General features: G+C 51.6%; 12 protein-coding genes and 1 tRNA gene. 10 read left to right on the top strand and 3 right to left on the bottom strand.

Annotation, left to right across the window (positions count from 1 at the left end):
- Positions 1-14: 14 nt before the first annotated feature.
- Positions 15-194: a hypothetical protein gene (locus HMPREF2700_RS11390; RefSeq protein ID WP_083303953.1), complete on the bottom strand. Its 180-nt coding sequence runs from the start codon at positions 192-194 to the stop codon at positions 15-17.
- 80 nt (positions 195-274) lie between these two features.
- Between HMPREF2700_RS11390 and radA the strand changes: the two genes are divergently transcribed.
- Positions 275-1651, top strand: a complete 1377-nt coding sequence (gene radA, locus HMPREF2700_RS05160) for a DNA repair protein RadA (RefSeq protein WP_049322871.1) — start codon at positions 275-277, stop codon at positions 1649-1651.
- Positions 1652-1802: 151 nt separating this feature from the next.
- Positions 1803-2609, top strand: coding sequence for a DUF4198 domain-containing protein (locus HMPREF2700_RS05155; RefSeq protein WP_070590761.1), 807 nt, complete (start codon positions 1803-1805; stop codon positions 2607-2609).
- A 54-nt stretch (positions 2610-2663) separates the two neighbouring features.
- On the opposite strand, the gene HMPREF2700_RS05150 is transcribed toward HMPREF2700_RS05155, so the two are convergent.
- Together HMPREF2700_RS05150 and HMPREF2700_RS05145 are read right to left on the bottom strand one after the other, a co-directional pair.
- On the bottom strand, positions 2664-3224 hold the full coding sequence (locus HMPREF2700_RS05150) for a pseudouridine synthase (RefSeq protein ID WP_070590759.1): 561 nt from the start codon (positions 3222-3224) through the stop codon (positions 2664-2666).
- Positions 3225-3304: 80 nt separating this feature from the next.
- Positions 3305-3397, bottom strand: a tRNA-Ser gene (locus HMPREF2700_RS05145).
- 199 nt (positions 3398-3596) lie between these two features.
- Here HMPREF2700_RS05145 and HMPREF2700_RS05140 point away from each other — a divergent pair.
- From HMPREF2700_RS05140 to HMPREF2700_RS05105, 8 genes are all read left to right on the top strand, one after another.
- Complete coding sequence (locus tag HMPREF2700_RS05140; RefSeq protein WP_254323096.1) at positions 3597-4109, top strand: hypothetical protein; 513 nt, start codon at positions 3597-3599, stop codon at positions 4107-4109.
- Positions 4110-4161: 52 nt separating this feature from the next.
- A complete protein-coding gene (locus HMPREF2700_RS05135) occupies positions 4162-4779 on the top strand; it encodes a 4'-phosphopantetheinyl transferase family protein (protein ID WP_070590757.1) in 618 nt (205 codons plus the stop codon).
- A gap of 93 nt (positions 4780-4872) precedes the next feature.
- On the top strand, positions 4873-7191 hold the full coding sequence (locus HMPREF2700_RS05130) for an MMPL family transporter (RefSeq protein ID WP_070590755.1): 2319 nt from the start codon (positions 4873-4875) through the stop codon (positions 7189-7191).
- A 134-nt stretch (positions 7192-7325) separates the two neighbouring features.
- Positions 7326-8564, top strand: coding sequence for an NAD(P)/FAD-dependent oxidoreductase (locus HMPREF2700_RS05125; RefSeq protein ID WP_070590752.1), 1239 nt, complete (start codon positions 7326-7328; stop codon positions 8562-8564).
- Between the two features lie 97 nt (positions 8565-8661).
- Complete coding sequence (locus HMPREF2700_RS05120; RefSeq protein ID WP_070590749.1) at positions 8662-9180, top strand: hypothetical protein; 519 nt, start codon at positions 8662-8664, stop codon at positions 9178-9180.
- 3 nt (positions 9181-9183) lie between these two features.
- Positions 9184-10386, top strand: a complete 1203-nt coding sequence (locus HMPREF2700_RS05115) for a beta-ketoacyl-ACP synthase (protein ID WP_070590746.1) — start codon at positions 9184-9186, stop codon at positions 10384-10386.
- 172 nt (positions 10387-10558) lie between these two features.
- Positions 10559-12781 (top strand): NADP-dependent isocitrate dehydrogenase, encoded by a 2223-nt coding sequence (locus HMPREF2700_RS05110; RefSeq protein ID WP_070590743.1) that lies wholly within the window; start codon positions 10559-10561, stop codon positions 12779-12781.
- Between the two features lie 58 nt (positions 12782-12839).
- Positions 12840-13433 (top strand): LolA family protein, encoded by a 594-nt coding sequence (locus HMPREF2700_RS05105; protein ID WP_070590739.1) that lies wholly within the window; start codon positions 12840-12842, stop codon positions 13431-13433.
- Positions 13434-13472: the final 39 nt, after the last annotated feature.

Genomic DNA, 13472 nt, shown 5'->3' with positions numbered 1-13472 from the left:
ATTTCAATAGAGAACTAGGCAAGGCAAGGCAAGGCAAGGCAAGGCAAGGCAAGAAGCTTACCATCGTTATTTTGAAATAAAATCATTTTTCTAAAACTTCCATGTAAATTTTTCCTATTATGCCGCAAAAAAACAGCAAATGCCGCTGCATTAAACAAGTGATGAATACTTGAAATTATAAATAAAGTATTCATAATCCCAAGGTCGTCTGAAAACGATATGATTGTTTTCAGACGACCTTTTCACACATCAAATATTCCACAGGGAAAACACCATGGCAAAAGCCCCCAAAACCATCTACCAATGTTCCGAATGCGGCGGTACTTCCCCGAAATGGCAGGGCAAATGCCCGCATTGCGGCGAGTGGAACACGCTTCAGGAAAGCCTGGCTGCGCCCGAGCCGAAAAACGCCCGCTTTCAATCTTGGGCGGCGGACACCTCGACCGTCCAATCCCTCTCCGCCGTTACCGCTACCGAAGTGCCGCGCAATCCGACCGGCATGGGCGAGCTTGACCGCGTATTGGGCGGCGGTTTGGTCGATGGTGCGGTCATTCTGCTCGGCGGCGACCCTGGTATCGGCAAATCCACGCTGCTGTTGCAAACCATCGCCAAAATGGCGCAAAGCCGCAAAGTGCTGTACGTTTCCGGCGAGGAATCCGCACAACAAGTCGCCCTGCGTGCGCAACGTTTGGAGCTGCCCACCGAAGGCGTGAACCTGCTTGCCGAAATCCGCATGGAAGCGATTCAGACGGCCTTGAAACAGCATCAGCCCGAAGTCGTGGTTATCGACTCCATCCAAACCATGTATTCCGACCAAATCACCTCCGCCCCCGGCTCCGTGTCGCAGGTGCGCGAGTGTGCCGCCCAACTGACGCGCATGGCGAAACAGATGGGCATCGCCATGATACTGGTCGGACACGTTACCAAAGACGGCGCAATTGCCGGCCCGCGCGTACTGGAACATATGGTCGATACCGTGTTGTATTTCGAGGGCGACCAACATTCCAACTACCGCATGATACGCGCCATCAAAAACCGCTTCGGCGCGGCAAACGAACTGGGCGTATTCGCCATGACCGAAAACGGTTTAAAAGGCGTATCCAACCCGTCCGCCATCTTCCTCGCCAGCTACCGCGACGACACGCCTGGCTCGTGCGTTTTGGTCACGCAGGAAGGCAGCCGCCCGCTTTTGGTCGAAATTCAGGCATTGGTCGATGACGCACACGGCTTTACCCCCAAACGCCTCACCGTCGGACTCGAACAAAACCGCCTCGCCATGCTGCTCGCCGTCCTCAACCGCCACGGCGGCATCGCCTGCTTCGACCAAGACGTGTTCCTCAACGCCGTCGGCGGCGTCAAAATCGGCGAACCTGCCGCCGACCTCGCCGTCATCCTCGCCATGCTCTCCAGCTTCCGCAACCGACCCATGCCTGAAAAAACCGTTGTATTCGGCGAAATTGGCTTAAGCGGCGAAGTCCGCCCTGTAGCACGCGGGCAAGAGCGGCTTAAAGAAGCGGAAAAACTCGGCTTCAAACGCGCCATCGTCCCAAAAGCCAATATGCCGCGCAATGCCAAAGAGTTTCCAAACCTGAAAATCTACGGCGTCAGCAGTTTGCAGGAAGCGATTGACGTTTGTCGTGACGGGGACTAAACCGTTTCGATAATCCGCCTCAAAAAACAATCATCTAAAAGGCCGTCTGAAAACTTTCAGACGGCCTCTCTTTAAATTTAAATATTTTTGTTATATTATAACAAACCATTTTATTCTATCTTTTCTACACATCGAAAATCGGAGAGAAATCATGAAGAAAACCGCTTTGCTTATCGCATCCGCCTTCCTGTTCAGCACTGCCGCACACGCCCACCGCGTTTGGGTTGAAACCGCCCACACACATGGCGGCGAATACCTTGAAGCCGAATTAGGCTATGGCGAATTCCCGGAGCTTGAGCCCATCGCCAAAGACCGCCTGCACATTTTCAGCAAACCCATGCAACTGGTGACTGAAAAAGGCAAAGAAAACATGATTCAAAAAGGTACATACAATTACCAATACCGCAGCAAATTGCCCGTTAAAGACGGCAGCTACTTGGTAACCGCCGAATACCAACCGACCTTCTGGTCAAAAAACAACGCGGGTTGGAAACAGGCAAGCATCAAAGAAATGCCTGATGCAAACTATTGCGAGCAAACCCGTATGTTCGGTAAAAACATCGTCAATGTCGGCCATGAAAGTGCGGATACCGCCATCATCACCAAGCAAGTCGGCCAACATTTGGAAATCGTACCTTTGGATAACCCTGCCAACGTCCACGTCGGCGAACGCTTCAAAGTCTGCGTCCTCTTCAATGGCGAGCCGCTGCCCAACGCTACCGTTACCGCTACATTTGACGGCTTCGACACCAGCGACCGCAGCAAAACCCATAAAACCGAAGCCCAAGCCTTCTCCGATACCACTGATGACAAAGGCGAAGTCAGCATCATTCCATTGCGCCAAGGTTTCTGGAAGGCCAGCGTAGAACACAAAGCCGATTTCCCTGATCAAAGCGTGTGCCAAAAACAGGCGAACTACACCACAATGACCTTCCAAATCGGTCATTCACATCATTGATTTTTCCATAACAAAAGGCCGTCTGAAATTTCAGACGGCCTTTATTCATCCTATTTAAGGACGATGCGGCGCAAACTGCCATTGTCCCAATTCCAAATTCAAATCAAACAGATTCAGACGGCCTATTGCCACACGGACCAAGCGCAAACATGGAAAGCCTGCTTTCGCCGTCATCCTTCGCACTTGGCGGTTTTTCCCTTCCGAAATTTTGATTTCCACCCAAAAATCAGGCACGGATTTACGCACGCGAATCGGCGGCACGCGCGGCCATAAAACACCTGCCTCACCCTCTTCCAATATCCTGACCTCTGCCGGACGGGTGACAAAATCGCCCAAATCTACGCCACGGCGCAACAAATCCAATTTGGCTTCATCAGGAGAACCCTCCACATGCGCCCAATAAGTTTTAACCTGCTTGAATTTCGGGTCGGCAATCTGCGCCTGCAAACGGCCATTATTGGTCAGCAGCAGCAAACCCTCGCTGTCCGTGTCCAAACGGCCGGCCGGATAAAATCCCGGTTTCTCGACAAAATCCTTAAGGCACTGATGTTTTTCATGTGCAGAAAACTGGCAAATCACGCCATAAGGCTTGTTTAGGATAATCAAATCGTTCATTTCACACTTTCAGACGGTCTTGGATTCCAAGAAATTCCGGATAATAAAAAAGACACCGTATAAACGGTGTCTTTCATATTTGGCGGAGTAAGAGGGATTCGAACCCTCGATGCAGGTTGACCCCACATGCTTCCTTAGCAGGGAAGTGCCTTCAGCCTCTCAGCCATTACTCCTAAGGAAGACCGCAATATACGCTTTCTCCCCTCCCTCGTCAAGCATTACCGCCCCAAACTTTCTTAACGCTATGAAATCATTTAAATAAAAATATAATATTTTTTGCATCATCCTATTTTTATACTTCTTTCATATATGTTAAAATGATTCTGTTTTCTGTAAACCTTTTTTCACACCCCTTATTACAAAGGAGTTCGTATGTTACGTTTTTCTGCTTTAGTTGCCGTATCCGCCCTGATGCTTGCCGCTTGCTCACAATCCGGCAATTCCCAACCATCTACTTCCTCCTCTCAAACTTCTACTCAAAAAACAACTGCCGCCGATTCTGCCTGTCGCAGCATGGGTGAAGGCCATAAAGTCAATGGCAAAGGTCAAAACGATATTTATATGTGTAAAGTCGATGTAGCTTTGAACTCTGCCGAAGCTAAATCCGCTTTGGATCCTAGCATCCGCGTTCACTACGGCAGCACATCCGGTGCGACTTTGACTTCCCGTCAAATCTCCAACTCAGTCGGCAAAACCCCTGATGAAACCTGCCAACGCGCATTCCTGAGCGCAGTTAAACGCTTCCAAAGCACTGCACTTCGTAAAAAAGCCAAATCCGTTCATCTGGTTAGCTACTTTGACAAAGTAACCAAAGGCGGTAACGAGTACGAATGCCACATCGCTACATTCAACAGCCGTGTGGTTTTGAAAGGCAGCTTCCACTAAGCAATATCAAAAATGCCGGACTTCAATATGGAGTTTGGCATTTTTCTATTTTATGGATACGACACCCCTTCAATGCCTGCTGGCCGATCCGTCTTTTGCCGCCCGCTACGACCATGCGTCTCTAAACGCGGTCGATTCACAACGTTTGACTGCCACGCTGCAACTGGCGCAGCGTCAAGACTGGCAAGTCAGCCGCGCGTTAAAACAGCAAACCGATTTACCGATTGTATCGCTGAGCCACAGCCAAGGCTTTGCCGCTTTATTGTGTGCGCCTCAGCCCTTAACAGCCGGAGTCGATATCGAATTTATCCGCCCGCGCGATTTCAAAGCGCTGTCGGCTTTGGTCTGCACACAGGAAGAACAAAACTATTTGGAAACGGCAAACTGGCCGTCTGAAACGTTTTACCGATTGTGGTGTTTCAAGGAAGCATTGATTAAAGCGGCGAATTTGGATTTTCCATCGGACATGAAATCGGTCGGCTATGTTTTCGATTCAGGGCAACCCGTCGGTTTACGCGCTGGAAAGCAAACCGATTGGCACGGCACAAGCGCAATTTTGGCAGATATGATGGTACTTGCCTGCGTTTGGAAGGGAAAAGCCGTCGCCCTGCAATGGCAGTTTTTCGGCTCGCTCAAGCCCAATGATTTAACCGACCTGCAAACTATCTAACAACTGACAAAATAATAATAATCTGATTTAATTTACTGCACTTTTACTTATTCCACACACCAACAGCAGCATTTGCAAAAGGCCGTCTGAACGATGAATCTTCGCCTCCTAAACCGCCTCTATACTGCCCTTATCCTGTTTCTTACCCTGTTTTTGGTTTATGCCTTTGCTTCACAAGCGCGCATCCAAACCGATTTGACCGCATTGTTACCAAGCGAGCAGCAACCCGATGCCTTACTGACGGCTGCAGATAAAGCCGCAGAAGCGCAGCTCAATTCGCAAGTCATTTTGCTTGCAGGCAGTACCGATGCCGAAACCGCTTTTCAGACGACCTCACAAATTGCCGACGTATGGCGCAAAAGCGGCATATTTGAACAAGTCGACAGCAGCATGACGCCGAATCTGGACAAAGTACGGGCGGATATGCAGAAACTGAGTTTGGCGATTTTGCCGCAAGACGAAATACGCCTGCTGTTTGAGCAGCCGCAAGCCTATTTTCAAGCGCGTGCTGAAGTCGCGGCCAATCCGTTTGCCGCCCCCTCACCTTTGTCTTTAGAACAAGACTGGCTGGGCTTCGGACGCTTTGTTGCCGACAAAGCCAATCCGCAAAGCCGTTTGCAGTGGAACATGGACAACGGCATGCTGTTTGCCGAAGACAAAGGCAAAACTTGGGTGTTCTTGCGCGGACGGCTCGCCGGTGGCGATCAATTTTCCGGCAACGATGCCCTCTTGCCGCTGATGGCGCAAAGCCGTCAAATCGCTTCGGAAAACGGCGCGGAAACCTTAAGCGCAGGTGGCGCATTGTTCGCCGCCGTATCCAAAGCAGCTGCAGAAAAAGAAAGCCGGCTGATGAGCATGGTCGGGCTTGGGCTGACCTTTGCGCTGCTTTTGTGGGTCTTCCGCAGCGGCCGGGTATTTTTGCTGTCCTTGCCGCTGGCAGCCGGTATGTTGACCGGATTGGCGGTTGCGTTATTAACCTTCGGCGAAGTGCATATCCTGACCATCGTCATCGGCACCAGCCTGGTGGGTATGTTGGTGGATTTCCCGTTGCACTGGCTTGCTCCGTCGGTATTCGGGCCGTCTGAAAAGACCGTTTGGCAGGCTGAATCGGCAATGAAACATGTCTTGCCGAGTTTTGCCGTCAGCCTGACGATTACCGTCTTGGGCTACGCGCTGCTGTGGTTCACCCCTTTGCCTGTATTGCGCCAAACCGCAGTATTTTCAGGCTTTGCCTTATTTGGCGCATTTGGTGCCACCGTTTTATGGCTGCCGCCGCTGTTTCGCCGCTACCGTGCCAAAACCGTGCCTTTTTCCGCATTAACCGAAAAGCTCTATTCCTTGTCAGGCCGTCTGAAAAACCGCCTGCACAAACGCGGCTGGTTAATCGTGGGCGGAATTTTGCTGGCAGTCGGACTGTGGCGCAGCGACTGGCGTGACGACATCCGTCAATGGGTCAATATGCCGACCGCGATGTTGACCGAAGTACAACAAATCGGTCAGTTAAGCGGCACGGATTTTGGCGGCAAATATTTGGTGGCCGAAGCACAAAGCGAAGATGCCCTATTGAAGAAAACCGCCGAACTCGGCCGCGCCCTGCAGCCCTTAATCGCGCAAGGCAAACTGTCCGGCATCCAATCGCCCGACCAATTCATCCTGCCGACGACGGAACAGCAAAAACTGCAAAACCGCCTGCGCGAATTGACCAAGTTGCCTGATAGCTGGAAACCGCTTACTGAAATCGGTATTCCGCGCAAAACCGTGCGCGATGCCCTGCTGCAAGCTGCCGATACGCAACCATTATCGCTTTCAGACGGCCTAAATACCGATTTGGCAGAAGCTTGGCGTTCCTTGTATTTGGGTGAAGTGGAACCAGGCCGTTTTGCTGCCATCGTTCGTTTGAACGGCATGACCGATGAAGCCGCCGTACGCGCCGTGGCGCAACACGTCTCCGGCGTACACTGGGCAGACAAACGCGCCCACTTAAACGAGCTTTTCCACCACACGCGCGATCAGGCCGCATGGTTGAAACTGGCTTCCTATGCGTTGGCATGGCTGCTCTTGTGGAAAATGTTCGGTTTCAAACGTGGTAGCAAAATCCTTGCCGTGCCGCTGGCTGCCGCCATCTGCACCGTTGCCGTACTCGGTTTGGCAGGTATTCCCGTCAGCCTGTTTGCCATGTTCGGCCTGCTTTTAGTGTCCGCCATCGGCGTGGACTATGCCGTCTATGCCGCCACCGCACACCACAGCGCCCTGGCAAAATTAGGCGGTATGCTGCTTGCTGCCGCAACGACAGCTATTTCCTTTGCCCTGCTCGCCATCAGCAGCACGCCCGCCGTTGCAGCGTTCGGCATGACGGTTACCATCGGCGTAGCATTCAATATTTGGCTGGCAGGCACATTGTTGAAAAATTAGACAAAAGATGAAGACGATTGAAATTGAAGCGATATTTTGTTTCAACTTCTATCGCCAAGTCGCAAAAGGCCGTCTGAAAAATTTCAGGCGATGGATTAAACATTATTTATCATTAAAATCAAAGGTATTTTCAAATGTCCGTAGAATTTGACGTTGCCGTTATCGGCGCAGGCCCTTCAGGTTCGGTTGCTTCTGCTTTGCTGAACAAACAAGGCTTTAAAGTTTGCGTATTGGAAAAACAACATTTCCCGCGCTTTGTCATCGGCGAAAGCCTGTTGCCGCATTGTATGGAGATGTTGGAAGAAGCCGGTTTTGCCGATGCAGTGCATGCCGAGCCCAGCTTTCAATTTAAAGACGGCGCTGCATTTTCATGGGGCAGCCGTTACACAGATTTCAACTTTACTGAAAAATTTTCAGACGGCCCCGGTACTATTTATCAAGTGCGCCGCGGCATCTTCGACAAAATCCTGATTGATGAAGCGGCAAAACAAGGCGTCGATGTCCGCTTCGGACATGGCGTAACCGCGTTTGACAACAGCGGCGATATGGCACGTTTGAGCGTTGCGACCGATACAGGCGAAAACTATGAACTGACCGCCAAATTTGTTTTGGATGCCAGCGGTTATGGTCGTGTCCTGCCCCGCCTTTTAGATTTGGAAAGTCCGTCCGAGCTGCCTCCGCGCCAAGCCCACTTCACGCATATCGACGACAACATCACCAGTCCGAAATTCGACCGCAACAAAATCCTGATCAATACGCATCCCGAACATCGCGATGTCTGGATTTGGCTGATTCCTTTCGGCGACAACCGTTGCTCCATCGGCGTTGTCGGCACGCCCGACAAACTGGCAGGCGAATCAGAAGCCGTATTGAAAAAATTTGTGTACGAATGCCCGATGCTGGCGGAAATCTTGGATAAAGCCGTTTGGGAAAACGACTTCCCGTTCCGCTCTATTCAAGGCTACTCTGCCAACGTAAAAACCTTATACGGCAAACACTTCGCTCTTTTAGGTAACGCCGCCGAATTCCTCGACCCCGTTTTCTCCTCCGGCGTGACCATTGCCCTGCACTCTGCCAAACTGGCTGCCGATTTACTGGACAAACAGCTCAAAGGCGAAGCCGCCGATTGGCAAACCGAATTTGCCGATCAACTGATGGTCGGCGTGAACGCGTTCCGCACTTATGTAACCGGCTGGTACGATTTCCGCTTCCAAAACGCCATCTATGCGCCCAACCGCAGCCCTGAAATCAGCCGCATGATTTCGTCTATTTTGGCAGGCTACGCTTGGGATACGGATAATCCATTCGTGGAAAAATCCGAGCAACGCTTGTCCACGCTTGCCGCATTGGTGGGCGATTTGAAGGTAGAATAAGGACGAATGCCTTTCAGACGGCCGCGCCTAAAAACAGAATAGGCCGTCTGAAAATCTACCCTCATCATTAAATATTTTGACCGATAGATAAAACCTTATGCGATTTATCCCTTTGCTTGCCGCACTGCTGCTTTCCGCATGCGCGACCTCGCTGCCCCATCCGCAAACGCTGCCGCCGCTTTCCAAAGAAGGCCAATGGTTCAAACTCGAGCAAACCAATGCGGCAGGGCAAACCGTTCAAACCAATCTCTTGGCAGTCGAACCTCATTCAGACGGCATCCGCTTTGTCCAAACCGATGCACTGGGTGCGCCGGTATCGCGTCAATCGGTCAGCACCAAAGGCTGGAAAAATGACGGCTTTGTGATGCCCAATGCCACTTCGCGCCGACTGTTTGCTGCCCTGTTGCCGCTTTTGGCCGCCGAACACGCCGCCACGCTTTACCCTGAAGTCCGTCAACAAAATGCCACTCATCAAGGCTTCTGTCCTGACGGCAAAGGCGCGGTGTTCAGCTATCGCGAGCATGACTTGTGGTGTGTTGCCCACCATTCCGAACAATTCCTTATCGGCTTCCCCGACCAAACTTTCTGGACGGTCAGCCCGATTGCAGAAGACTAATTCATGAATACTCCTGTTTATCTCAGCCGTCCAGTACTGACCAGCGCATTGGGCAGCGGCTTGCAAGTTCATGCCGATGCCTTACTCACGCCGTCTGAAAACACGCCCCTGACTTTTTCAGACCAATGGGTAAAAGGCAAAAAGCATGCTTTCGGTGCAGTCAAAGAAACCCTGATGCCTCTGCCCGACAGCATTCCCGAAGCGCATCGCAGCCGCAACAACCAGCTTATCCTGCACACGCTTTCGCAAATAGACGTGCTGATTCAGACGGCCATTGCCCGTTACGGCAAAGAAAGGGTCGCTGTCGTTACCGGTACGTCCACCAGTGGCGCAGACGAAAATATCCCCTTGTTCCAACACGTTGTCCAAGGCGGTGAATGGACGGATGTTCCGTTCAAACAGCTGCAACACACCATGGCTTCTCCCTCCGAATTTATCGCCCGAGTGTACGGCTTGGACGGCTTGCGCTATACCGTTTCCACCGCCTGCACTTCCGGCGCACGCGCCCTCATCAGCGCAGCCCGACTGCTTCGTGCCGGATTGTGTGATGCCGTGATTTGCGGTGGCGCAGATACGCTTTCTCCGCTGACGATTAATGGTTTTGCCTCTTTGGAAGTGCTTTCAGACGGCATCGCCAAGCCCTTTTCCGCCAACCGCAACGGCATCAATATCGGCGAAGCGGCCGCATTTTTCGTAATGACGCGCGATGCAGATTTTGACGGCGAAATGCAGTTGCTGGGCTATGGTGCAAGCAGCGATGCCTACCATATGTCTTCGCCCCGCCCCGACGGTTTGGGTGCAGCCCAATCTTTTCAGGCCGCTTTGGATAAAGCCAGTTTGAAAGCGGAAGACATCGGCTGGATCAATCTGCACGGCACCGGCACGCAACACAACGACAGCATGGAAAGCCGAGCCGTTGCCGAAGTGTTTGGCAGCCACACCCTTTGCACCTCAACCAAACCGTCCACCGGCCATACCTTAGGCGCAGCCGGTGCGATTGAAGCCGCATTTGCCTGGTTGATGGCCAACCGCCAATACAATCCGGAAGGCAAACTGCCGCCGCAACAATGGGACAACGTACCCGATTCTGAGCTGCCCAACATCGCTTTGACCGACGAAAACAGCCGCTGGCCGTCTGAAAAACGCATTGCCGCCAGCTCGTCATTTGCCTTCGGCGGCAGCAATGCCGTTTTGATTATCGGATAAGTCCTTATATTTAGGCTGTCTTTTCAGACGGCCTTTTTCTTTTCCGCAACTTAAAAAACAATAACATCAAAACAACAACCAAATCCGCCGAAATATGCCATAATAGGCTTAGCACGTTTCTTCTCGCGATGTGCCCGAAAAGAAAAACTTAACCTACATAGAGAATAATCCCATGACTAAATCCACCATTATCTATACCTACACCGACGAAGCTCCTGCATTGGCCACTCAATCCCTGTTGCCAATCGTGCAGGCGTTTACCCGCCACGCCGATATTGATGTCAAAACCAGCGACATCTCTCTCTCCGGCCGTATTTTGGCGGCGTTTCCCGAATACCTGACCGAAGCGCAACGCGTACCCGATGCGCTTGCCGAATTGGGCGAACTGGTGAAACAACCCGATGCAAACGTAATCAAACTGCCGAACATCAGCGCATCCGTACCTCAACTGACTGCCGCGATTAAAGAATTGCAGTCTAAAGGCTTTGCCGTTCCCGACTATCCTGCCGACCCTCAAACCGATGAAGAAAAAGCCGTACGCGAACGCTACGACCGCATCAAAGGCAGCGCGGTAAACCCTGTCCTGCGTGAAGGCAACTCCGACCGCCGCGCGCCTAAAGCAGTGAAAAACTTTGCGAAAAAACATCCGCACAGCATGGGTGCATGGACAAAAGACTCCAAAACCCACGTTGCCACCATGCAAAGCGGCGACTTTTTCCATAACGAACAATCCGTTACCGTACCTGAAGCGACTTCCGTATCCATCGTATTCACCGACAAACAAGGCAACAAAAAAGAGCTGCGCGAGCCTGTTGCCCTGAAAGCCGGCGAAATTATCGACGCAACCGTAATGAGCAAAAAAGCCCTGCTCGCCTTCCTTGCTGAACAAGTGAAAGACGCGAAAGCAAAAGGCGTATTGTTCTCGCTGCACATGAAAGCCACTATGATGAAAGTGTCCGACCCGATTATCTTCGGACACGCCGTCAAAGTGTTCTTCGCGCCTGTATTTGAAAAATTCGGCGACAAACTGGCTGCCGCAGGCATCAACGTCAACAACGGCTTCGGCAACCTGCTTGCCAATCTGGACAAACTGGATGCGGACACCCGCGCCGCCGTTGAAGCTGAAATCGCCGCCGTTTACGCCGCCAACCCTGATTTGGCCATGGTTGATTCCGACAAAGGCATCACCAACCTGCACGTTCCTAGCGATGTCATCGTCGATGCTTCTATGCCTGCAATGATTCGTAACTCCGGCCGTATGTGGGATAAAGACGGCAAAGCGCAAGACACCAAAGCCGTCATTCCTGACAGCAGCTATGCCGGCGTTTACCAAGCAACCATCGACTTCTGCCGCGAACACGGCGCGTTTGACCCGACAACCATGGGTACCGTTCCTAACGTCGGCCTGATGGCGCAAGCAGCCGAAGAATACGGTTCACACAACAAAACTTTTGAAATCGAAGCCGACGGCCAAGTTCAAGTCATTGATGCAGCAGGTAATGTCCTGATGCAACACGACGTTGAAGCCGGCGATATCTGGCGTATGTGCCAAACCAAAGACGCTCCGGTTAAAGACTGGGTACAACTCGCCGTCAACCGCGCCCGTCTGAGCAATACACCAGCCGTGTTCTGGCTCGACGAAAACCGTCCGCACGACAAGAGCCTGCTCACCAAGGTTAAAGCCTACCTTGCCGAACTGGATACCAACGGCCTCGACATCCGCGTCCTTGCTCCTGAAGAAGCTGCTAAATTCAGCTTGGGCCGTCTGAAAAACGGCGAAGACACCATCTCCGTAACCGGCAACGTCCTACGCGACTACCTGACCGACTTGTTCCCAATTTTGGAACTGGGTACCAGCGCGAAAATGCTGTCTATCGTTCCATTGATGAATGGCGGCGGTATGTTTGAAACCGGCGCGGGTGGTTCTGCACCGAAACACGTTCAACAATTCCTCGAAGAAAACCACTTGCGTTGGGACTCTTTGGGCGAGTTCCTCGCACTTGCCGTATCGTTTGAACATTTGGCGCAAAAAACCGGCAACGCCAAAGCCCAAGTCCTCGCCGACACTTTGGATGCAGCCACCGAAAAACTGCTGTTGAACGACAAATCGCCTAAACGCAAAGCAGGTGAACTCGACAACCGCGGCAGCCATTTCTACCTCACCCTCTACTGGGCGCAAGAATTGGCGGCGCAAGACAAAGATGCCGAACTGAAAGCCGCATTTGCTCCATTGGCAGCCGCTTTGACTGCCGACGAAGCCAAAATCGTTGAAGAACTCTCTGCCGTACAAGGCAAAGCGGTCGACATCGGCGGCTACTACGCAGCCAATCCTGAAAAAGCTGCACAAGCGATGCGTCCAAGCGCAACCTTTAATCAGGCCTTGTCAGCCTTATAATTAAAGCAATAAAAGGCCGTCTGAATTTTCAGACGGCCTCAAACCTTATGGAAACACAATGAAAAAAACCATTCTTTCTCTTACTCTCCTCATCAGTGCTCCGGCTTTGTGGGCATTTTCCCCTGCCGAATTGGCACAAACCCTGCAAAAACCGCAAAACGTGCAAGGCAATTTTGTCCAACAACGCCAGCTCAAATCCCTCAGCAAACCCATGACCACCAGCGGCAGCTTTACCCTTGTCCCACAAAAAGGCCTGCTCTGGAAAATGCAAAAACCATTTGAAACCACCCTGCGCGTGCGTTCAGACGGCATCATGCAGTGGAACGGCAGCCAATGGGTCAACCCAAACGCCAGCAAACTCAACGGCCAAAGCCGCCAAATCAAACTCTTCCTCGACCTTTTGGGCGGTAATACCCAAGGCTTGGAAAAACAATTTGATTTGAAATTAAACGGCAACGAGAAAAAATGGACGTTGATCTTAACTCCGAAAACCGCCATTACCCGCCAAATCTTCAACCGTATCGAAATCAACGGTGATACGCTGGTACGAAAAATCGAATTGGACGAAAAACAAGGCGACAAAACCACCATGCAGTTCAACCAAATCCAAACCGATAAAGCTCTGGACAGCTTCAGCCGTACCGCCCTCTAAATTGTCTATTCCAACAAAAGGCCGTCTGAAAATAGATTT

The organism is Neisseria sp. HMSC068C04 (genome assembly GCF_001810105.1).
In the GTDB taxonomy this organism is placed as follows: Bacteria; Pseudomonadota; Gammaproteobacteria; order Burkholderiales; family Neisseriaceae; genus Neisseria; species Neisseria flavescens_B.
This window is presented reverse-complemented; position numbering and strand designations above follow the sequence as displayed.

Coding starts and splice junctions, on each gene's coding strand:
- HMPREF2700_RS11390 (WP_083303953.1), bottom strand. CDS start 194: ATGAATACTTTATTTATAATTTCAAGTATTCATCACTTGTTTAATGCA.
- radA (WP_049322871.1), top strand. CDS start 275: ATGGCAAAAGCCCCCAAAACCATCTACCAATGTTCCGAATGCGGCGGT.
- HMPREF2700_RS05155 (WP_070590761.1), top strand. CDS start 1,803: ATGAAGAAAACCGCTTTGCTTATCGCATCCGCCTTCCTGTTCAGCACT.
- HMPREF2700_RS05150 (WP_070590759.1), bottom strand. CDS start 3,224: ATGAACGATTTGATTATCCTAAACAAGCCTTATGGCGTGATTTGCCAG.
- HMPREF2700_RS05140 (WP_254323096.1), top strand. CDS start 3,597: ATGTTACGTTTTTCTGCTTTAGTTGCCGTATCCGCCCTGATGCTTGCC.
- HMPREF2700_RS05135 (WP_070590757.1), top strand. CDS start 4,162: ATGGATACGACACCCCTTCAATGCCTGCTGGCCGATCCGTCTTTTGCC.
- HMPREF2700_RS05130 (WP_070590755.1), top strand. CDS start 4,873: ATGAATCTTCGCCTCCTAAACCGCCTCTATACTGCCCTTATCCTGTTT.
- HMPREF2700_RS05125 (WP_070590752.1), top strand. CDS start 7,326: ATGTCCGTAGAATTTGACGTTGCCGTTATCGGCGCAGGCCCTTCAGGT.
- HMPREF2700_RS05120 (WP_070590749.1), top strand. CDS start 8,662: ATGCGATTTATCCCTTTGCTTGCCGCACTGCTGCTTTCCGCATGCGCG.
- HMPREF2700_RS05115 (WP_070590746.1), top strand. CDS start 9,184: ATGAATACTCCTGTTTATCTCAGCCGTCCAGTACTGACCAGCGCATTG.
- HMPREF2700_RS05110 (WP_070590743.1), top strand. CDS start 10,559: ATGACTAAATCCACCATTATCTATACCTACACCGACGAAGCTCCTGCA.
- HMPREF2700_RS05105 (WP_070590739.1), top strand. CDS start 12,840: ATGAAAAAAACCATTCTTTCTCTTACTCTCCTCATCAGTGCTCCGGCT.